The 21,034-nt window shown below is 58.9% G+C and carries 15 protein-coding genes and 4 tRNA genes; 13 read left to right on the forward strand and 6 right to left on the reverse strand.

Annotation, left to right across the window (positions count from 1 at the left end; genetic code table 11):
* Positions 1–145 precede the first annotated feature (145 nt).
* Positions 146–1,000: a bifunctional methylenetetrahydrofolate dehydrogenase/methenyltetrahydrofolate cyclohydrolase FolD gene (gene folD, locus E4P01_RS17415; protein ID WP_005789300.1), complete on the reverse strand. Its 855-nt coding sequence runs from the start codon at positions 998–1,000 to the stop codon at positions 146–148.
* Between the two features lie 274 nt (positions 1,001–1,274).
* On the opposite strand from folD, the gene E4P01_RS17420 reads away from it, so the two are divergent.
* The 10 genes from E4P01_RS17420 to E4P01_RS17465 all read left to right on the forward strand — a co-directional run bounded on the left by E4P01_RS17420 (position 1,275) and on the right by E4P01_RS17465 (position 10,693).
* Positions 1,275–1,351, forward strand: a tRNA-Arg gene (locus E4P01_RS17420).
* Between the two features lie 32 nt (positions 1,352–1,383).
* Positions 1,384–1,459, forward strand: a tRNA-His gene (locus tag E4P01_RS17425).
* Between the two features lie 56 nt (positions 1,460–1,515).
* Positions 1,516–1,600 (forward strand) — tRNA-Leu (locus E4P01_RS17430).
* Positions 1,601–1,677: 77 nt separating this feature from the next.
* Positions 1,678–1,753 (forward strand) — tRNA-His (locus E4P01_RS17435).
* A 395-nt stretch (positions 1,754–2,148) separates the two neighbouring features.
* A complete protein-coding gene (tig, locus tag E4P01_RS17440) occupies positions 2,149–3,459 on the forward strand; it encodes a trigger factor (RefSeq protein WP_216091748.1) in 1,311 nt (436 codons plus the stop codon).
* A gap of 91 nt (positions 3,460–3,550) precedes the next feature.
* A complete protein-coding gene (gene clpP / locus E4P01_RS17445; RefSeq protein WP_005789297.1) occupies positions 3,551–4,186 on the forward strand; it encodes an ATP-dependent Clp endopeptidase proteolytic subunit ClpP in 636 nt (211 codons plus the stop codon).
* Between the two features lie 112 nt (positions 4,187–4,298).
* Complete coding sequence (clpX, locus tag E4P01_RS17450) at positions 4,299–5,582, forward strand: ATP-dependent Clp protease ATP-binding subunit ClpX (RefSeq protein ID WP_003238279.1); 1,284 nt, start codon at positions 4,299–4,301, stop codon at positions 5,580–5,582.
* Positions 5,583–5,770: 188 nt separating this feature from the next.
* On the forward strand, positions 5,771–8,167 hold the full coding sequence (gene lon, locus E4P01_RS17455) for an endopeptidase La (protein WP_032880520.1): 2,397 nt from the start codon (positions 5,771–5,773) through the stop codon (positions 8,165–8,167).
* 148 nt (positions 8,168–8,315) lie between these two features.
* Complete coding sequence (locus E4P01_RS17460; protein WP_003174819.1) at positions 8,316–8,588, forward strand: HU family DNA-binding protein; 273 nt, start codon at positions 8,316–8,318, stop codon at positions 8,586–8,588.
* A 230-nt stretch (positions 8,589–8,818) separates the two neighbouring features.
* Positions 8,819–10,693 (forward strand): SurA N-terminal domain-containing protein, encoded by a 1,875-nt coding sequence (locus E4P01_RS17465; RefSeq protein ID WP_248130099.1) that lies wholly within the window; start codon positions 8,819–8,821, stop codon positions 10,691–10,693.
* A gap of 82 nt (positions 10,694–10,775) precedes the next feature.
* On the opposite strand, the gene nhaA is transcribed toward E4P01_RS17465, so the two are convergent.
* Together nhaA and E4P01_RS17475 are read right to left on the reverse strand one after the other, a co-directional pair.
* Positions 10,776–12,119, reverse strand: a complete 1,344-nt coding sequence (gene nhaA, locus E4P01_RS17470) for a Na+/H+ antiporter NhaA (RefSeq protein WP_032880524.1) — start codon at positions 12,117–12,119, stop codon at positions 10,776–10,778.
* Positions 12,120–12,237: 118 nt separating this feature from the next.
* The gene (locus E4P01_RS17475) at positions 12,238–13,419 is read right to left on the reverse strand and encodes an MFS transporter (protein WP_216091747.1); all 1,182 of its coding nucleotides are present in this window, start codon (positions 13,417–13,419) and stop codon (positions 12,238–12,240) included.
* Positions 13,420–13,534: 115 nt separating this feature from the next.
* Here E4P01_RS17475 and E4P01_RS17480 point away from each other — a divergent pair, with 115 nt between their 5' ends.
* Both E4P01_RS17480 and E4P01_RS17485 read left to right on the forward strand, forming a co-directional pair.
* The gene (locus E4P01_RS17480; protein ID WP_216091746.1) at positions 13,535–14,440 is read left to right on the forward strand and encodes a LysR family transcriptional regulator; all 906 of its coding nucleotides are present in this window, start codon (positions 13,535–13,537) and stop codon (positions 14,438–14,440) included.
* 83 nt (positions 14,441–14,523) lie between these two features.
* The gene (locus tag E4P01_RS17485) at positions 14,524–15,336 is read left to right on the forward strand and encodes a DUF2242 domain-containing protein (protein ID WP_216091745.1); all 813 of its coding nucleotides are present in this window, start codon (positions 14,524–14,526) and stop codon (positions 15,334–15,336) included.
* Position 15,337: 1 nt separating this feature from the next.
* Here the strand turns inward: E4P01_RS17485 and aceE are convergent, their stop codons facing one another.
* Positions 15,338–17,998, reverse strand: a complete 2,661-nt coding sequence (gene aceE / locus E4P01_RS17490) for a pyruvate dehydrogenase (acetyl-transferring), homodimeric type (RefSeq protein WP_216091744.1) — start codon at positions 17,996–17,998, stop codon at positions 15,338–15,340.
* A gap of 145 nt (positions 17,999–18,143) precedes the next feature.
* On the opposite strand from aceE, the gene E4P01_RS17495 reads away from it, so the two are divergent.
* A complete protein-coding gene (locus tag E4P01_RS17495) occupies positions 18,144–18,614 on the forward strand; it encodes a MarR family transcriptional regulator (RefSeq protein ID WP_032880533.1) in 471 nt (156 codons plus the stop codon).
* Positions 18,615–18,667: 53 nt separating this feature from the next.
* On the opposite strand, the gene E4P01_RS17500 is transcribed toward E4P01_RS17495, so the two are convergent.
* Together E4P01_RS17500 and E4P01_RS17505 are read right to left on the reverse strand one after the other, a co-directional pair.
* Positions 18,668–19,672, reverse strand: coding sequence for a pyruvate dehydrogenase (locus tag E4P01_RS17500; protein WP_216091743.1), 1,005 nt, complete (start codon positions 19,670–19,672; stop codon positions 18,668–18,670).
* A 327-nt stretch (positions 19,673–19,999) separates the two neighbouring features.
* Positions 20,000–21,034 (reverse strand): AraC family transcriptional regulator, encoded by a 1,035-nt coding sequence (locus E4P01_RS17505; protein ID WP_078821716.1) that lies wholly within the window; start codon positions 21,032–21,034, stop codon positions 20,000–20,002.

Genomic DNA, 21,034 nt, shown 5'->3' on the forward strand with positions numbered 1-21,034 from the left:
GTTACATTCTAGGAGTATGGATCAGAAACTGTCGAATGTTCTTCCAGAACCGGATGAAAGTGCTTAAAAACTAAGAAAAAACAGTTTTTTCTCAGGCAATAAAAAGCCCCGCACTAAGGCAGGGCTTTTTCATTACGCTTGGTTATTAACCGTGCAGGGTTTCTGCTGCGTACAAGGTATTTTCCAACAGGCAGGCGCGGGTCATCGGTCCGACACCACCTGGCACTGGCGTGATCCAGCCGGCGCGGGGCAGGGCAGTGTCGTAGACGACGTCGCCGACCAGCTTGCCGTCATCCTGGCGGTTGATGCCCACGTCGATGACGATGGCGCCTTCCTTGATCCATTCACCTTTGACCAACCCCGGCTTGCCAGCAGCGACCACCACCAGGTCGGCGCGGCCAACGTGGCCAGCCAGGTCCTTGGTGAAGCGGTGGGTGACGGTCACGGTGCAGCCGGCCAGCAGCAGCTCCATGGCCATCGGGCGACCGACGATATTGGATGCGCCTACCACGACTGCGTCCAGACCATAGAGATCGACCCCGGTGCTTTCCAGCAAGGTCATGATGCCTTTGGGTGTGCATGGGCGCAGCAGCGGGATACGTTGGGCCAGGCGGCCGACGTTATAAGGGTGGAAACCGTCGACGTCTTTGTCCGGGCGGATGCGTTCCAGCAACTTGGAGGCGTCCAGGTGCTCGGGCAGCGGCAGCTGCAGCAGGATGCCGTCCATTTCCGGATCATCGTTGAGGCGGTCAATCAGGTCGGTCAGGGCCTGTTGAGTGGTGTCAGAAGGCAAGTCGTAGGCTTTGGAAATAAAGCCGACCTCTTCACAGTCTTTACGCTTGTGCGAGACATAAACCTGAGAGGCAGGATCGCTGCCGACCAGGATCACCGCGAGGCCAGGCGTGCGCAGGCCTTGCTGGCGACGCTCGGTGACGCGTTTGGCGATCTGCTGGCGCAGGCTGGCGGCGATTGATTTGCCGTCGATAAGTTGTGCAGTCATTACGCGTGATTAACCATCGAGAGGGGGAAGAAAAGTGCGCGCATTCTCGCACGCCAGGGCGCGAGGGCAAAGGCGCTTGGTCTGCAAATTGCCCTAAGCCCTTAAATAAAATCAGTTTTTTTTAAAAAAGATTTGACGGGTATCAGGACGCTCTATACTATTCGTCGCACTTGTCGGGCACAGCCTAGCACTGGTTAGAAGGTCGAGCAGAATTGTTGTCCTGCAAGGCTGGAAACACTTAGTTTGTAATCCTCCAAGAGTACAGATTAATCAGGCGCCCGTAGCTCAGCTGGATAGAGCATCCGCCTTCTAAGCGGATGGTCGCAGGTTCGAGTCCTGCCGGGTGCGCCATTAGGCAGCTTTGGCACAAGTAGCGCTATATGGTGGGCGTAGCTCAGTTGGTAGAGCACGGGATTGTGACTCCCGTTGTCGAGGGTTCGATCCCCTTCGTCCACCCCATATTTTGAAAGGCGCCAGATTAATCGTCTGGCGCCTTTGCTTTAAGAGCTTCAAGCGCGGATGTGGTGGAATTGGTAGACACACTGGATTTAGGTTCCAGCGCCGCGAGGCGTAAGAGTTCGAGTCTCTTCATCCGCACCAATTAAAGCTTTGCTGTGCCGCCAGGCGGGGCAGGGCTCAACAAAGAAGTAGTTTGGTTTCTTTGTTAACGCAATATGGTGGGCGTAGCTCAGTTGGTAGAGCACGGGATTGTGACTCCCGTTGTCGAGGGTTCGATCCCCTTCGTCCACCCCATATTCGAAAGGCGCCAGATTTAACAGTCTGGCGCCTTTTTTGGTTTTAGCGGTTCGTATATCCGGCAGCTGCAGGTGCAAGGTCGAAAGGGTGGGGTGTTTCATCGTATTTGTGTGTCTCGATGATGCCGCGCTGCCCGCAGGCCCTGTGCGCGGGGTCGGGCGTCAGGGAAATGACTGGTTTCTTCTATATAGAAGAGGCGGCGCAGAGCCCTGGCGCAGTTGGCTGTATTTGTCACCGGGGCGAGGTGCATCCGTGCCTTCGTACCGATAAATTGCCGGCTGTTTTCCGCTGTATTTTCAGTAGGGTGACTTCTTGAGTTTGACCCACTAGAATGCATGCCCTTGATTGGGGTCGGAAATGGCCGGCTAACGTCTGTGCAACGAGGAATATCCATGCAAGTTTCTGTTGAAAATACTACTGCTCTCGAGCGCCGCCTGAGCATCACCGTGCCGGCAGAGCGTATCGAGACTGCGGTCAACAAGCGTCTGCAGCAGACTGCCCAGAAGGCCAAGATCGCTGGTTTCCGTCCAGGCAAAGTGCCGATGAGCGAAATCAAGCGTCGTTTTGGTGCCGATGCGCGCCAGGAAGCTGTAGGTGACGTGATCCAGGCTTCCTTCTACGAAGCCGTTGTCGAGCAAAAGCTGAACCCGGCTGGCTCGCCTTCGATCGAACCCAAGTCCCTGGAAGCTGGCAAGGACCTGGAATACGTTGCCGTATTCGAAGTGTTCCCGGAATTCGAAGTGGCTGGTTTCGAAGGTATCGAAATCGAGCGTCTGAGCGCCGAAGTGGCTGATTCGGACCTGGACAACATGCTGGAAATCCTGCGCAAGCAGAACACCCGTTTTGAAGTGGCCGAGCGTGCTGCCCAGAACGAAGACCAGTTGAACATCGATTTCGTTGGCAAGGTTGACGGCGAAGTGTTCGCTGGCGGCTCCGCCAAGGGCACTCAGCTGGTGCTGGGTTCCAACCGCATGATCCCTGGCTTCGAAGACGGTCTGGTTGGCGCCAAATCCGGCGAAGAGCGCGTTCTGAACCTGGAATTTCCAGCGGACTACCAGAACCTGGACCTGGCCGGCAAAGCTGCCGAGTTCACCGTTACCGTCAACAGCGTTTCCGAGCCTAAGCTGCCAGAGCTGAACGAAGAGTTCTTCGCTCAATTCGGTATCAAGGAAACCGGCATCGAAGGTTTCCGCACCGAAGTTCGCAAGAACATGGAGCGTGAACTGCGCCAGGCCATCAAGTCCAAGGTCAAGAACCAGGTCATGGACGGTCTGCTGGCCGCCAACCCGATCGAAGTGCCAAAGGCCCTGCTGTCCAACGAAGTGGATCGCCTGCGCGTACAAGCTGTTCAGCAGTTTGGTGGCAACATCAAGCCTGACCAACTGCCAGCCGAGCTGTTCGAAGAGCAAGCCAAGCGCCGCGTTGTGCTGGGCCTGATCGTGGCTGAAGTGGTCAAGCAGTTCGACCTCAAGCCTGACGAAGACCGCGTTCGCGAAATGATCCAGGAAATGGCTTCGGCCTACCAGGAGCCTGAGCAGGTCGTGGCTTGGTACTACAAGAATGACCAGCAGCTGAACGAAGTACGTTCGGTTGTGCTTGAAGAACAAGTTGTGGATACTGTTCTGCAGAAGGCTAAGGTGACCGATAAAGCGGTCTCTTACGAAGAAGCAGTCAAACCGGCGGAAGCAGCACAAGCCGACTGATTGTCCAACTCGTTGGAAATTCAACCATAAGCCAGCCTCGCGCTGGCTTATGCGTTTTCAAGACATGACTATTTGGGAGTAACTGCAGAGCATGTTCCGTAATTCCTATATTCAGCAGAACTCTGATATCCAGGCCGCCGGCGGCCTGGTCCCGATGGTTGTCGAGCAGTCCGCTCGTGGCGAACGCGCCTACGACATCTACTCGCGCCTGCTCAAGGAGCGAGTGATCTTTCTGGTTGGCCCGGTAGAGGACTACATGGCTAACCTGATCTGTGCGCAATTGCTGTTCCTTGAAGCGGAAAACCCGGACAAGGACATCCATCTCTACATCAACTCGCCAGGTGGTTCGGTGACCGCAGGGATGTCGATCTACGACACCATGCAATTCATCAAGCCAAACGTGTCGACTACCTGCATCGGCCAGGCTTGCAGCATGGGCGCGTTCCTGCTGACGGCGGGTGCCGAAGGCAAGCGTTTCTGCCTGCCGAACTCACGCGTGATGATTCACCAGCCACTGGGCGGTTTCCAGGGCCAGGCATCGGACATTGAAATCCATGCCAAGGAAATCCTCTTCATTCGTGAGCGTCTGAACACGCTGATGGCCAAGCACAGCGGGCACACACTGGAAGAAATCGAGCGCGATACCAACCGTGACAATTTCATGAGCGCAGAAGCCGCCCGTGAATACGGGTTGATCGACGCAGTGATCGAAAAGCGCCCCGCTTAATATAAGCCGCTCAAAATAGGGCTGGTCGGCATGTCCGACCACTTGCGGGCTTGAAAAAGCCCGCATAAGCCTTCATCTTGTGTTGCAAGCCTATCGGATTTGGATCGAACGAATGACTGACACCCGCAACGGCGAGGACAACGGCAAGCTGCTCTATTGCTCCTTCTGTGGCAAAAGCCAGCATGAAGTACGCAAATTGATTGCCGGCCCCTCGGTGTTTATCTGCGACGAATGCGTCGACCTGTGCAATGACATCATCCGCGAGGAGGTGCAGGAAGCCCAGGCCGAGAGCAGTGCGCACAAACTCCCATCGCCTAAAGAAATCAGCGGCATCCTGGACCAATACGTTATTGGCCAGGAGCGTGCAAAGAAGGTTCTGGCCGTAGCGGTGTACAACCACTACAAGCGCCTGAACCAGCGTGACAAGAAAGGCGACGAGGTCGAACTCGGCAAGAGCAACATCCTGCTGATCGGTCCTACAGGCTCGGGTAAAACCTTGCTTGCGGAAACCCTCGCTCGCCTGCTGAACGTTCCGTTCACCATTGCCGACGCCACCACCCTCACCGAGGCTGGCTATGTGGGCGAAGATGTCGAGAACATCATTCAGAAACTGCTGCAGAAGTGCGACTACGACGTAGAGAAGGCCCAGATGGGTATTGTCTACATCGATGAAATCGACAAGATTTCGCGCAAGTCCGACAACCCGTCGATCACTCGGGACGTTTCCGGTGAAGGCGTGCAGCAGGCACTGTTGAAACTGATCGAAGGCACGGTTGCTTCCGTACCGCCACAAGGCGGCCGCAAGCACCCGCAGCAGGAATTCCTTCAGGTTGATACGCGCAACATCCTGTTCATTTGTGGTGGCGCATTCTCCGGCCTGGAGAAGGTTATCCAGCAGCGCTCCACCCGTGGCGGCATTGGTTTCAGTGCGGAAGTGCGCAGCAAGGAAGAAGGCAAGAAGGTGGGCGAGTCCCTGCGTGAAGTCGAGCCTGACGATCTGGTCAAGTTTGGTCTGATCCCGGAATTCGTCGGCCGCTTGCCGGTCCTGGCGACATTGGACGAATTGGATGAGGCGGCTTTGATTCAGATCCTCACCGAGCCTAAGAACGCCCTGACCAAGCAATACGCCAAGTTGTTCGAGATGGAAGGCGTGGACCTCGAGTTCCGTACCGACGCGCTCAAATCGGTGGCCAAGCGGGCACTGGAGCGCAAGACGGGTGCACGTGGCCTGCGTTCGATCCTCGAAGGCGTGTTGCTCGACACCATGTACGAAATCCCCTCGCAGTCTGAGGTGAGCAAAGTGGTGATCGACGAAAGCGTTATCGAAGGCAAGTCCAAGCCACTGTATATCTACGAAAACAGTGAGCCGACGGCCAAGGCTGCGCCAGACGCGTAAGCGTTCAGCAGTTGCGGTACAAGCAAGGGGCCTTTAGGGGCCCCTTGTTTTTTGGGGCGTTTTCTTGGTGCGGTGGTTAAATTCGCGTGTATTCATGCGTTTAACTACTGGCATTGAGCTTGTTTTTTTTGCATGTAACCCCCATCTTGGTTTCATGCTTACTTATCAACTGTCATAGAGGCGAAATCATGAAGACAACCATCGAATTGCCTCTCCTGCCGTTGCGTGATGTCGTCGTCTATCCGCACATGGTTATCCCGCTGTTCGTGGGGCGCGAGAAGTCTATCGAAGCCCTCGAGGCTGCGATGACGGGCGACAAGCAGATCCTGCTGTTGGCCCAGAAGAATCCTGCTGATGATGATCCGGGTGAAGATGCCCTGTATCGCGTCGGCACCATTGCCACTGTGCTGCAATTGCTCAAGCTGCCTGATGGCACCGTCAAGGTGCTGGTGGAAGGCGAGCAGCGCGGTGCCGTAGAGCGTTTCATGGAAGTGGACGGGCACCTGCGCGCCGAAGTGGCACTGATCGAAGAAGTCGAAGCTGCCGAGCGCGAATCCGAAGTGTTTGTGCGCAGCCTGCTCTCGCAGTTCGAGCAGTATGTGCAGTTGGGCAAGAAAGTCCCGGCTGAAGTGCTGTCTTCCCTCAGCAGCATTGATGAACCAAGCCGCCTGGTTGATACCATGGCCGCGCACATGGCGCTGAAAATCGAGCAGAAGCAGGACATCCTCGAAATCATCGACCTGTCGGCCCGTGTCGAGCATGTGTTGGCGCTGCTGGACGGCGAAATCGACCTGTTGCAGGTAGAAAAGCGCATCCGCGGTCGGGTGAAGAAGCAAATGGAGCGCAGCCAGCGCGAGTACTACCTGAATGAGCAGATGAAGGCTATTCAGAAGGAGCTCGGCGACGGCGAGGAAGGCCACAACGAAATCGAAGAGCTGAAAAAGCGCATTGATGCCGCTGGCCTGCCCAAAGATGCCTTGACCAAGGCTACCGCGGAGCTGAACAAGCTCAAGCAGATGTCGCCAATGTCGGCCGAAGCCACCGTGGTGCGTTCCTACATCGATTGGCTGGTGCAGGTGCCGTGGAAGGCCCAGACCAAGGTACGCCTGGATCTGGCTCGCGCTGAAGAAATCCTCGATGCCGACCACTATGGTCTTGAGGAAGTCAAAGAGCGCATCCTCGAATACCTTGCCGTGCAAAAGCGCGTGAAAAAGATTCGTGGTCCGGTGTTGTGCCTGGTTGGCCCTCCGGGTGTGGGTAAAACCTCCCTGGCCGAGTCGATTGCCAGTGCCACCAACCGCAAGTTTGTGCGCATGGCCCTGGGTGGTGTGCGTGACGAGGCGGAAATCCGTGGTCATCGCCGTACCTACATCGGTTCGATGCCAGGAAGATTGATTCAAAAGATGACAAAAGTGGGCGTGCGCAACCCGCTGTTCCTGCTCGATGAAATCGACAAAATGGGCAGCGATATGCGTGGCGATCCTGCCTCCGCGCTGCTTGAGGTGCTCGATCCGGAGCAGAATCACAACTTCAACGACCATTACCTGGAAGTCGACTACGACTTGTCTGACGTAATGTTCCTGTGCACCTCCAACTCCATGAACATTCCGCCAGCCTTGCTGGACCGGATGGAGGTGATTCGTCTGCCGGGTTACACCGAAGACGAGAAGATCAATATCGCCGTCAAATACCTCGCACCCAAGCAGATTTCGGCCAACGGCCTGAAGAAGGGCGAGATCGAGTTTGAGGTCGAGGCGATCCGCGACATCGTGCGTTACTACACCCGCGAGGCCGGTGTACGGGGCCTTGAGCGCCAGATCGCGAAGATCTGCCGCAAGGCGGTGAAAGAACACGCACTGGAAAAACGTTTCTCTGTGAAGGTAGTTGCCGACTCCCTGGAGCACTTCCTGGGCGTGAAGAAATTCCGCTACGGCCTGGCCGAGCAGCAGGACCAGGTCGGGCAGGTGACTGGCCTGGCGTGGACTCAGGTGGGTGGCGAATTGCTCACCATTGAAGCTGCGGTGATTCCCGGCAAAGGCCAGTTGATCAAGACCGGCTCCCTGGGTGACGTGATGGTCGAATCCATCACGGCCGCGCAGACCGTGGTGCGCAGTCGCGCCCGCAGCCTGGGCATCCCGCTGGACTTCCATGAGAAGCACGACACCCATATCCATATGCCGGAAGGGGCGACCCCGAAAGACGGCCCTAGCGCGGGCGTAGGCATGTGCACGGCCCTGGTGTCGGCATTGACTGGCATCCCTGTGCGCGCTGACGTCGCAATGACCGGGGAAATTACCCTGCGTGGTCAGGTATTGGCCATCGGTGGTCTGAAAGAGAAATTGCTGGCGGCTCACCGGGGCGGAATCAAGACGGTGATCATTCCGGAAGAGAATGTTCGCGACTTGAAGGAAATTCCTGACAACATCAAGCAGGATCTTCAGATTAAACCGGTTAAATGGATTGACGAGGTCCTGCAAATTGCGCTGCAATACGCGCCGGAACCCTTGCCGGATGTAGCTCCGGAGATAGTCGCGAAGGACGAAAAACGCGAGTCAGATTCCAAGGAAAGAATTAGCACGCATTAATGTGTTAAAGCCTCGGGGCTTCCTTGACAGCTTTTTAGAGCCCTTGTTATAAAGCGGCTCTTAAGTGTCTGTAGGCCACCCAGCACTGGTTTTTGCTTTTACCAAAAAACTTAGAATCATACTCAATAGATATATAAGGGGACTTAGAGTGAACAAGTCGGAACTGATTGATGCTATCGCCGCATCCGCTGATATCCCGAAAGCTGCTGCTGGCCGTGCGCTGGACGCAGTAATCGAATCCGTCACTGGCGCTCTGAAGGCCGGCGACTCCGTGGTACTGGTAGGCTTCGGTACTTTCTCTGTGACTGACCGCCCAGCTCGCACTGGCCGTAACCCACAGACTGGCAAAGCACTGCAAATCGCTGCTGCCAAGAAACCAGGTTTCAAAGCCGGTAAAGCCCTGAAAGAAGCCGTTAACTAAGCTTCGATCAAGCCTTTGCTTACCCGGGTCGGACGCACGTCCGACCTGGCAGCGGAGCGGTAGCGACCCACGTATCCATCGGGTCGCCACGCCGGGGGTGAGAGTTCAAACCCCCGTCCGCTCCGCCAGTTACGAGAAGGCGCATCCTCGGATGCGCCTTTCTTCTATCCGGACTCTACCCACGCTCCACGGTTGCCTATTTTTGAAGTTCAACCGTTTCTGGGGGACGCATGCTGCAAAATATCAGGGACAATTCACAAGGCTGGATTGCCAAGACCATTATCGGGATCATCGTCGCATTGATGGCGTTCACCGGTATCGAAGCCATTTTCCAGGCTTCGGGTAATAACGCGCAGGACGTGGCCAAGGTCAACGGTGAACAGATCACCCAGACCGAACTGAGCCAGGCTGTCGACATGCAACGTCGCCAGCTGATGCAACAGCTGGGCAAGGATTTCGATGCTTCGCTGCTGGACGAAAAACTGCTGCGCGACGCGGCCCTCAAGGGCCTGATCGACCGCAAGCTGCTGCTGCAAGGCGCTGCTGATGCCAAGTTCGGCTTTTCGGAAGCCGCTTTGGACCAGGTGATCCTGCAGACGCCGGAATTCCAGGTGGATGGCAAGTTCAATGCCGAACGTTTTGATCAGGTGATCCGTCAACTGGGCTATAGCCGTATGCAATTCCGTCAGATGCTGACCCAGGAAATGCTGATCGGCCAGGTTCGCGCAGGTATCGCCGGCAGCGGTTTCGTCACCGATGCCGAGGTGCTGGCATTCGCCCGTCTGGAAAAACAGACCCGCGATTTCGCCACCGTCAACATCAAGGCAGACCCGGCAGCGGTGAAGCTCACCGATGATGAGGTCAAGGCTTACTACGACCAGCACGCCAAAGAGTTCATGACCCCGGACCAGGTGGTCATCGACTATCTGGAATTGAAGAAGTCCTCCTTCTTCGACCAGGTCACCGTCAAGGACGATGAACTGCAGGCTGCCTACGAGAAGGAAACCGCCAACCTCGCTGAACAGCGTCGTGCCGCGCACATCCTGATCGAAGTCAACGATAAGGTCACCGAGGCGCAAGCCAAGGCCAAGATCGAAGAAGTCCAGGCACGCCTGGCCAAAGGCGAGAAGTTCGAAGCCCTGGCCAAGGAGTTCTCCCAGGATCCAGGTTCGGCCAACAATGGCGGTGACCTGGGCTTTGCCGGCCCTGGCGTCTACGATCCGAACTTCGAAACGGCCCTGTACGGCTTGAAGCAAGACCAGGTATCGGCGCCGGTGCGCAGTGCCTTCGGTTGGCACTTGATCAAGTTGCTGGGCGTTGAAGCACCTGAGGTGCCATCGTTTGCCAGCCTGAAAGACAAGCTGACCCGCGAGCTCAAGACCCAACAGGTTGAACAGCGGTTTGTCGAAGCGACCAAGCAATTGGAAGATGCGGCATTCGAAGCGTCCGACCTGGCCCAGCCGGCATCTGACCTGAAGCTGACCGTCCACACCTCGGCGCCGTTTGGCCGTGAAGGTGGCGAAGGCGTTGCAGCCAACCGTGCCGTGGTGACTGCGGCATTCAGCCCGGAAGTGCTGGATGAAGGTGCCAACAGCAGCGCCATCGAGCTGGACCCGGAAACCATCATCGTGTTGCGTGCCAAAGAGCATCTCAAGCCGGCTCAACTGCCGCTTGAGAGCGTTGCTGCGGCGATTCGCACCCAGATGACCAAGGAGCGTGCGAGCGCTGCCGCCAAAGCCCATGCAGACGAGTTGATCGCCAGCCTGCGTGACGGCAAAACCGCGCTGGACCAGCCGATTGACGGTCAGGCCTGGAAGGTGACTGAAGCGGCGACCCGCGGTCAGGAATCCATCGACCCAGCCGTGCTGCAAGCCCTGTTCCGCATGCCCAAGCCTGCGGCCAAGGACAAGCCTACCTTCACCACGGTGACGCTGCGTGATGGCAGCCTGGTGATTGTGCGCTTGAACGGCGTCAACGAAGCGGCTGCCCCTACGGACGAAGAAAAGGCGCAATACCGCCGCTTCCTCGCTTCCCGTATCGGCCAGCAGGACTTCGCGGCGTTCCGCAAGCAGCTGGAAACCCAGGCAGACATCAAGAAGTACTGATGTCGGCTTGAATAAAAAAGACCCCGTCCTGAAAAGGCCGGGGTCTTTTTTTGCCTTTGATAAAGTGGGTGCTTAACTCGCCTTATGGGTGCTTGCCTGAAAACTTGAGCTTGCCCCAGGTCAGGCCGATCACCGCTGCCAGGGTCGAAGCGGCCAATACACTGAGCTTGGCGGCCGAGAGCAAGGCAGGGTCCGAGAAGGCCAGAGAGGAGATAAAGATCGACATGGTGAACCCGATCCCGGCCAGCAGGCCAACCAGGCCGACGCCTGTCCAGGTCACACCGTCCGGCAGCTTGCAGATATTGAGCTTGACCAGCATCAGGCTCGCCAGCATCACGCCCAGGGGTTTGCCGAGTACCAGCGCAAAGATGACCCCCATGAACACCCCGTGAGCCATCGGATCATCCAGGTTGAAGCCGTGCAGGCTCACGCCAGCATTGGCCAGGGCGAAAAGCGGCATCACGCCGAATGCCACCCACGGATGCAGTGCCGATTGCACCCGTTGCACCGGCGGCAATATCTCCCGCTGGGCTTGGCGCAGTTGCTTGAGGGGCTGGGCGACCTGTTGGGGGCCTTCTGCCGAATGCGAGAAGCGCTCCATCAGCTCGTTGAACGTGCGTTCAATGGTCTCCAGCGGGCGCTCCGTGGTGGGCTTGGAGTTGACCGGCGTCATCAAGCCCAGGATCACCCCGGCGAGGGTCGGGTGCACGCCGGTCTTGAGCAGCCCGAACCATACAATCGCGCCAGGTAACAGATAGATCGCGGCCTTGCCGATGCCCATGCGTTGGAACACCAGCACCAGCGCCAGCCCGCCTGCGGCAATCACCAAGCCCATGTAATCGAGACTGGCAGTGAAGAAGATCGCGATGATCAGGATCGCCACGATGTCATCGATGATCGCCAGGGCCAGCAACAGGATACGCACGCCACTGGGAATCGACTTGCCCAGCAGCGCCAGCACGCCCACAGCAAACGCGATGTCGGTCGCGGTGGGTACCGCCCAGCCACTGGCGGCGACGGTGCCGTGGTTGAGCAGGGTGTAGATGAGTGCAGGCATCAGCACACCGCCCAGCGCAGCGCCCAAGGGCAGCGTGGCCAGTTTCAGGTTGGCCAGGGCGCCATCTTTGATTTCCTGACGGATCTCGGCGCCGACTACCAGAAAGAAGATGGTCATCAGCCCGTCATTGACCAGAAAGTGCAGGGAGCGCGACACGCTGTAATCGCCAAGTCCCAGGGTAACAGGCGTATTCCAGAAGTGCTCGTAGGTCGCTGCGGCGGGGCTGTTGGCCCAGATCAGCGCCACGATCGCTGCCAACAGCAGGACGATACCGCTCACGGCTTCGATATGGGAAAAACGCTCAAGGGCAGACAGCGCGCCCTCAGTCAGGCGCTGAGGGCGGGGGATGGCAGGGTGTTTATCAGGCACGACAAATCTCCATTGGCGGCCCGACCAATGCTTGGCTTTTAACCTGCGCCGCGCCTTATGCAGCAACGCACCCAGAGGCGATGATAGGAAGTTGAGGAATAAGTTGTAAACAAACTTGTCATCGGCCGTGCCAGGCCTTGCCCGTCATTGCACCCAGCGCCAGCGCTATCAACCCCAGCACGGCCCATGGAAATGCGATGACGCCCCAGTGTTGGAGCATCAAGCCGCCAGCCAACCCACCCCCGGCAATGCCAAGGTTCCATGCGGTGACCAGCATGGATTGCGCGGCATCAGCCGAGTTGCCGGCCGACTTCGCGAGTGCGGTTTGCAGCAGGGCCGGTAGGCCTCCGAAAGCCAGGCCCCAGGCCGCCACGCTGATGTAGATGCAGATCGCAGAGCTGATCCAGAAACCCAGGAGCAGGGCAGCTGCGGCGAACGTCGCGCAACTGATCAGCGTCAGCAACCGCAGGTGTTGATCAATCCATATGCCCACCAACCAGATGCTTACCAACGCCATCAAGCCGAACACCAGTAATACCTGGTCGATCTCGCTGCCGATGCCGGCGGGCACCAGCAAGGGAGCGATGTAGGTGTAGAGGATGTTATGAGCCAACACATAGGTGAAGGTCACCCACAGCACTGGGCGGATTCCCGGCATGGCCAGCACGCGATTCAAGTCCAGACGTTTGCTGGCTGCTTCTCCGGCAAAATCCGGCAATTGCCAGCGCGCCCACACCAGCAGTAACAGGGTCAGGCCGGTCATGATGGCAAAGCTGCTGCGCCAACCGACCAGCGTGCCAAGCAGGGTGCCAGCAGGTACGCCGAGGGACAAGGCCAGCGGCGCACCGAGCATGGCCACGGCGATCGCCCGGCCCTGCAGATGAGGGGCAACCATGCGGCTGGCGTAGCCTGCCAACAGCGCCCACAGCAGCCCGGCGAATACACCCGCAAAGAAGCGAGCGATCAAGGTCACGCCGTAGTGGTTGGAAAACGCGGTGACACTGTTGACCAAGGCAAAGCCGCCTATGGCGATCAACAGCAGAGGCCTGCGACGCCAGCCACGGGTCAGCAAGGTCAGCGGGATGGCCGCGAGCAATGAGCCCAGGGCGTAGAGCGTCACCAACTGCCCGACCAGCGCCTGTGACACTTCCAGCCCGGCGCTCATTTGCGGCAGCAGCCCGGCGGGCATGGCCTCGGTGAGGATGGTGATAAAGCCGGCCGAGGCCAGGGCCAGCAACCCTGCCAATGGCAAGGGTTCATGCACGGGCGCCGTAGCGGTCACTGAAGTGTTGTTGTTCATGGGAGTCTCCTTGAAGGGGCAAGGAGGCAGGGTAGGGGGCTGCGATGCGCGGAAAAACAGGCTAAGGTGCCGAACTTATCGGACATTTTTGTCCGCAATCGACCAAGGCATCAGCATGGACAGTCTGAGCGGGCTCTCGGTATTCGTACAGGTCGCGCAAACGCGTAGCTTCACCACCGCCGGGCGGGTATTGGGCGTGTCATCCTCAGCGGTAGGCAAAAGCATCGCACGCATGGAGGAGCGCCTGGGCGTCAGGCTGTTTCATCGAAGTACCCGCAGTATCACCCTGACCAGTGAGGGCGCGCTGTTGCTGGAACGCTCGCGGCGTATCCTGGCGGAAGTGGAAGCGGCTGAGCTGGAGTTGAGCGAGGCCAGTGCCACTCCGCGGGGCAAACTGCGTATCAGTGTGCCCCAAGTGCGCGGGTTGTTGATGCCGGTGATCAGTGGCTTTATGCGCGCCTATCCGGATATCGAGTTGGACGTGGATTTTTCCGACCGTATGGTGGATGTCATCGATGAAGGCTTCGACGCGGTGATCCGCACCGGCAAGCCGGAAGACTCGCGCTTGATGGCGCGCCATCTGGGGCATTACCAATTGGTACTTGTCGGTACGCCCGGCTATTTCGACCAATACGGCACGCCACTCCTGCCCCAGGACTTGAGTCATCACGCCTGCCTTCGGCATAAATTCTGCGCCTCCGGCAAACTCGAGCCCTGGCCGCTGCGACTGGTGCCGGGCGCGGCGGAGCCGAGCTTGCGTGCGCCGCTGGTCAGCAGCACCATTGAGTCTCTCAAGCATGTGGCTCAGGAAGGTCTCGGTATTGCGTGTCTGCCGGACTACATGGTCAACGAGGCGGTTGCGCAAGGGGCTTTGCAGCGCGTGCTGGATGAACACCTCGAACACCGCGGCAGTTTCTGGTTGCTGTGGCCGGCCAGTCGCCATGCCTCGGCCAAATTGCGCGTGTTTATCGACCATATGTGTGCCGGGCTTTTTCCTACTGACGCGGCTTCACAAGGCTGAGATGTTTAACCGACAGGAATGCGCGCTTCAAGGCCGCGTTCTGTTGCACAATACCGTCCGGACCGTTTTCCACAGGATTTTCAATGTCGACATCATTTCACTTGCGTAGCCTCGGGTTGGCGCTGGTGCTGGCGGGCGCCGCGGGCTGCTCCTCACCCAAGACCGCTATCTATGAACATGAGAATTTCGACGATTCCGGTACGTTTTCCCGCGATTACCCGGTCAGCGATGTAGCGGCGTGTGAAGCGGCGCGTCGTGCCCTGCTGAGCCAGGGTTACATCATTACCAGCAGCGATCCTAAGCTGGTGGCGGGCAACAAGAGTTTCCAGCAGACCGGCGAGACCCATCTGCAGATCAGTTTCAACGTGGTGTGCGCTGCTGATGGCAAAGGCAGCAATCACTCGACGATGTTTGCCAACGCCTTGCAGGATCGCTATGCGCTGAAGAAGGTCAACAACTCCGCCAGCCTCGGCGTGGGTGTATTGGGTTCGGTGTCGATGCCGATCGGCTCCACTGACGACTCGATGGTGAAGGTCGCGAGCGAGACCGTCTCGGCGCCGAAGTTCTACGAGCGTTACTTTGCGCTGGTGGATGTGTTCCTGCCGCAGGAGGTCAAGCAGGCCGAGCATATACCCGAGCAGCCCAAGGCTGACCTGGGTGTGCCTGAACCCAAGGCCGCTCCGGTAGCCGAGAAGGTCGAGGCGCCGAAGGAGGCACCTGTAGCGCCTGCCGCTTCGCAACCCCTGGCACCGCCACCTGAGGCTGCGCCGATCGCACCGACCCCGGAACCTGCGCCTGCCTCGATGCCAGCAACCGAGCCCGCGCCGGCGCCGACCAATCCCAGCCTGCCTGCGCCGACAGAGGCAATACCGCCCTTGCCAGCGCCTGCGCAGTAACTCAGATGGCTACGGGATCGGCCTTGTCGACGTTGATGCCGTAGCGGCTGATGGCCAGGGCGACGTTGTCACGACCAATCACACCGTCATCAGCCAACGCCTTCAAGGCTGCTAAAGCGATAAAGTGCCGGTCTACCTCGAAGAACTCGCGCAATGTCTCGCGGGTGTCCGATTGCCCGAAACCGTCGGTACCCAGTGCGACAAAACGGCGGTTATGCACGAAGGGGCGAATCTGGTCGGCGAACAACTTCATGTAGTCCGTGGCCACCACCACAGCGCCGGTTCTCCCGGCAAGGCAGGTTTCGACGTAGCTTTGGCGCGGCTCGCTTTGCGGGTGCAGGAGGTTCCAGCGCTCGGCGGCGTGCCCATCACGGCGCAATTCGGTCAGGCTGGTGACGCTCCAGACATCGCTGTGCACGGCGAAATCCTTGGCGAGCAACTCGGCTGCGGCGATCACTTCGCGCAAGATTGAACCGCTGCCCATGAGCTGCACCTTTGCCTGCGGGTGGCTGCTCAGCGGATACATGCCCTTGAGAATGCCTTCTTCAACGCCTTCCGGCATCGCCGGGTGCGGATAGTTTTCGTTGAGCAGGGTGATGTAGTAATAGATGTCCTCCTGTTCGACATACATGCGCCGCATACCCTCGCGAATAATCACCGCCAGTTCGTAGGCAAAAGTCGGGTCATAGGCCACGCAGCAGGGAATCACCGACGCCAGGATATGGCTGTGTCCGTCGTCGTGCTGCAAGCCTTCCCCCATCAGCGTGGTGCGTCCGGCCGTGGCGCCCAGCAGGAAGCCCCGCGCTCGCGCATCGCCCGCCGCCCAGGCCAGGTCGCCGACGCGCTGGAAGCCGAACATCGAGTAGAAAATATAGAACGGCACGGTCATCAGGCCATGGTTGCTATAGGACGTGCTTGCCGCAATCCAGGAAGAAATGGCGCCGGATTCATTCAGCCCTTCCTGCATGATCTGTCCGTCTTTGCTTTCTTTGTAGTAGCTCAATTGCCCGGCGTCCTGTGGGGTATAGAGCTGGCCGACGGCTGAGTGGATACCGATCTGGCGGAACAGGCTTTCCATGCCAAAGGTGCGCGACTCATCCGGCACAATAGGCACGATCAGCTTGCCCAAATGCGGGTCCTTGAGCAGCGTGCCGAGGATGCGCACAAAGGCCATGGTGGTGGAGATGGCGCGCTCACCGGTGTCTTTGAGTTGGGTGGCGAAGACGCTCAGCTCGGGGATTTGCAGCGGCGCAACGCTCGTGTGGCGCGCTGGCACATAGCCTCCCAGCGCCTGCCGTCGTGCGGCAAAGTAGTGGGCCTCTTCGCTGTCGACGGCGGGTTTGAGGTAGGGGATTTCTTCGAGCCGGTCATCGTCGACCTCCAGGCCGAAGCGGTCGCGGAAAGCTTTTACCGCTTCGGCCCCCATCTTCTTCAGCTGATGGTTGATGTTTTGGCCTTCGCCAGCTTCACCCATGCCGAAGCCCTTGACCGTCTTGGCCAGTATCACCGTGGGCTGGCCCTTGTGGCGCACGGCGGCGGCGTAGGCGTTGTAGACCTTGTCCGGGTCATGCCCGCCCCGTGAGAGTTTCCAGATGTCGTCGTCGGACATGTCCGCAACCAGCACCAGCAACTGCGGGTATTTGCCAAAGAAGTGTTCACGCACATAAGCGCCATTCTGGGATTTGTAATTCTGGTAGTCGCCATCCACGCATTCCATCATGCGTTGGCGCAGCAGGCCGCTCTGGTCCTTTTCCAGCAGCGCGTCCCAGCCGCCGCCCCAGATCACCTTGATCACATTCCAGCCGGCGGCACGGTACAGGCTCTCGAACTCCTGGATCACCTTGGCATTGCCGCGCACCGGACCATCCAGGCGTTGCAGGTTGCAGTTGACCACGAAGATCAGGTTGTCGAGTTTTTCGCGGCCCGCCAGGGAGATGGCCGCCAGGGATTCGGGCTGGTCCATTTCGCCATCGCCGAGGAATGCCCAAACCTTGCGGCCCTGATGCTGCTTGAGGTCTCGAAACTCCAGGTACCGCATAAAACGCGCCTGATACGCGGCGGTGATCGGCCCCAGGCCCATGGAGACCGTAGGGAATTGCCAGAAGTCCGGCATCAACCGTGGGTGAGGGTAGGAAGACAAACCCTCGCCACCGGCCTCGCGCCGAAAGTTATCCAACTGCGCTTCGCTGATACGGCCCTCCAGGTAGGCACGGCCATAAATGCCTGGTGAGGAATGGCCCTGGATGTACACCAGGTCGCCGTCGAATGTGTCGGTTCGGCCACGGAAAAAATGATCGAAGCCTACGTCATACAGCACGGCGGCTGACGCATAGGTGGCGATATGCCCACCCACGCCTGAGTGTTTGCCTGCGCGCAATACCATCGCCATGGCATTCCAGCGGATGAACGCATTGGTGCGCCGCTCGATGGCCTGGTTACCGGGGTAGGGCAACTGGCGCTCAACCGGGATGGTATTGACGTAGGGGGTGGTCACCCGCCCGTAGAAGTCGCCATGCCGTGCAACGTCGAAATCCAGCAACTGATCGATCAGGTAATGAGCGCGGGGACGGCCCTCGGTGGACAGCACCGATTCGATGGAGTCCAGCCATTCGCGGGTTTCCTGCGGATCATCGTCGAGTCTTACTGGGTCATTCGGGTTCATGTGAGGCTCCAGGGTAGGCGGATTCAAGCAGCGAGCTCCTCGCGGGAGTGATGCAAAATGTAGTTGCAATTGCAACGACATGCCAGAATCTAGCGCGGGATGAGCTACTATTGCAACCTTCTTGAAATTACCCGGATGGTGTTGCATGTCGTCGAAAGAGCCGGATGTATGGTTCCGTTTTGTCAGGGCTCACAGGACGGTCATCCGTGAAATCGAGCGGCGCCTGGCTGCGGCGGGCCTGCCGCCGTACGCTTGGTACGATGCGTTGTGGGGCCTGGAAAGCGGGCCCGGCGGCACCCGGCGTATGCACGAACTGGCCGATGTGCTGGCCATTGAGCGCTATAACCTCACGCGCCTGGTGGACCGCCTGGAAAAGGACGGCCTGGTAGTGCGTTCCCGCTCCGATGGCGACGGTCGTGCGGCGTTTGCCTCGATCACGGACACGGGTCGAGCGCTGCGCAAGAGCATGTGGAAGATCTACGAAAGCACCGTGGACGAGCTGTTCATTTCGCAAATCGAACCCGAGCAGCGCCAGGCATTTGCCGATGCCCTGGAGCGCACGGCGGGCTTGGCGATGGATGCGGGTGTGCAAGTGCGCAGCCGACGTAAATCGTAGGTTCGAAAACAGACTCAGTGCGGGGGACCTTGCTTGCGCAATTGCATTCCCCCTCACTTCAGGTGATAGCGCTGCAGTGCGTTTTCCACCTGCTGCACCTCGGTACGCCCTTCATCGGCCAGCGCTCTTAACGCTGACGCCACAATCCAATAGCGGCTCGGCGCAGAGGCCTGCATCGAGCCTGCGCCCAAGGCGATAAATCGTGCATCTACATGCGCGGCTAATTGATCGACAATCACCTGCGGATAACCGGTGACGGCAATGACGGGTGCGCTACTGCCTGCCAGGCAATCACGTAAATGGCAGCTGCGCCTGGGGGCCAAGGGGTGCAAGCGGTTCCAGCGCTCCGCGGTCGCCGCCTCACGGGCCAATCGTGTGTAGCTGGGGCTGCTCCACACCTGCGCCGTAATATTCCAGTCCTGTTCCAGCAACTCTGCGGCGTACATCACCTCTTCCAGCGCCCGGCCAGCCCCGAGCAGGCGCACATCGGCTGCTTGGCCACGCCGGATCGGATACATGCCTTTGTGGGCATCCTCTCGGTCCTGGGCAGACAGTGTCGTGTGGGCATCCTGGTCATGCAGCGCCAGATAATAAAAACCTGGCTGGCCGTCGACGTACAGCGTGCGTAGTCCTGCCAGCACAATCGCTCGAGCTTCGTCTCCCGAGGCGGGATCGTAGGGTGTGCAGCGTGGATGAGCCGCCAGCCATACTGGCAATGACGGGTGCGTGCCCTTGGGCCACGGGGAAGGCTGGTTCTCGATGTCATTGCACAAGATGCCACGTTGGGCGGTCTGCTCCGACAGTGCGCACAACTGTGCAGACGACACTGCGCTGTGCAGATAGAGCAGGGGTTTTTCGCCGCGATTGCGCGCAAACCAGATAGGCCAGTTGCCCACGCGGCGGCTGCATGACTGGCCACGGATCACCCAGGCGTGCCGGCTGGATTCCAGAGTATTGGCCATGCTCATCACCGTATACAGCGGCGAGTTGCCCGGGCAAACGGCGGTGCTGAGTGCATCGATGCAGCTCTGCGCAGAATGCGCGATAGAGGCAGGCATGGGTCCAAGCTCCTTCCAACGGATACTCGTACCCTACTGGAAATATGATTGCATTTGCAATGATTGCAATCGCACTTCAAGTCATGGGATTAAATTATCCGGCGCCTGTCGCGTTTAACTTTTCAAGCGCAGGAATGTCACAACGTCGACATTTTTTCGTCATGACGGCACTTTAGGCTGGGTTCGCAGGTCATTTACCTGCCACCGCTTTCATTTGAAGAAGGAGTCCACCATGGACGATTACCAGGAAGAACTGCTGGAGTATCAGGCATTCGAGTTGGACCCGCTGGATCCGGTCGACGATGCCACCGAGCTGTAACGCTGACTTCAGGCGGAATGCCGCTGACTGCGGCGAAATTCCCCTGGGGTCTGGTTATTCCAGCGCCTGAAGGCCCGCTGGAAGGCTTGGGCTGAAGCAAAGCCAAGCAAGTAGGCGATCTCGCCAAATGCCAGCTCGGTATCGCGAATATAGGTCATGGCCAGGTCGCGGCGGGTGTCGTTGAGAATTGCGCGAAACTGTGTGCCTTCCTCGGCCAGTTTGCGCCGCAGTGTCCAGGTCGGCAGTTTCAAGCGTGCCGCCACCTCTTCCAGGTCGGGTTCCCGGCCGCCATTGAGCATCGGCCCGAGCAACCGCGTGATGCGCTCGCGCAGGCTGCGGGTGCGAGTCAGCTGCTCCAACTCCCTTTCACACAGCTGCAGCAGCAGGTGCCAGGTGCTTGGGCAGTGCTGTGGGTTGCGCAGCGCCAAGGTGGGTTGGCTCAGACGCAGTTGATTGGCATCGGCGCCGAAGTGCACCAGGCCGCTTCCCAGCCTGTTGTAGTGTTCGTGATAGTCCGGCGCGTCGAATTCGATTTCTATCCGTTGTGCCTGCACCGGCTGTTGCGCCAGGCTGGATAATTGTTGCAGCCAACCGGCGATGATCGAGTCCACCACAAAGCGGTTATAGGCGTTGTAGGGGCTGATGGAGTAGAACCGCAGCCAGGCGCCTTCGGCATCTTCATGAAAGCTCGATTGCCCGCGATAGTTGGAGCCGTACAGCGCTTCAAAGCGTGTGAGCGTGCGCGCCGCTTCGCGCACATTGGGGGCCTGGGCGGCGGTGACACCGGCCAGGCCGGCCTGGCTCAAGCGGCTGAGTTGGCCCATGCGCAGGCCCAGGCCCGGGTCGCCGGTCAGTTGGATGGCCGCGTGGCCCAGGCGCATATAGCGCGGGATCGACAGGCGTGCGCCGGCTTCAGCCAGGCGTGCCGGGTCCAGGCCGTATTGCAGCAACAGCGGTTGCGGGTCCAGGCCGTGGCTGTGGATGGCATCGGCCAGGGTGTGCACGAAGCCCACCGACAGATCCCCCAGGCGCACCGGCTTCAA

Origin of the sequence: Pseudomonas sp. NCIMB 10586, assembly GCF_023127895.1 — a bacterium.
Classification (GTDB): domain Bacteria; phylum Pseudomonadota; class Gammaproteobacteria; order Pseudomonadales; family Pseudomonadaceae; genus Aquipseudomonas; species Aquipseudomonas synxantha_A.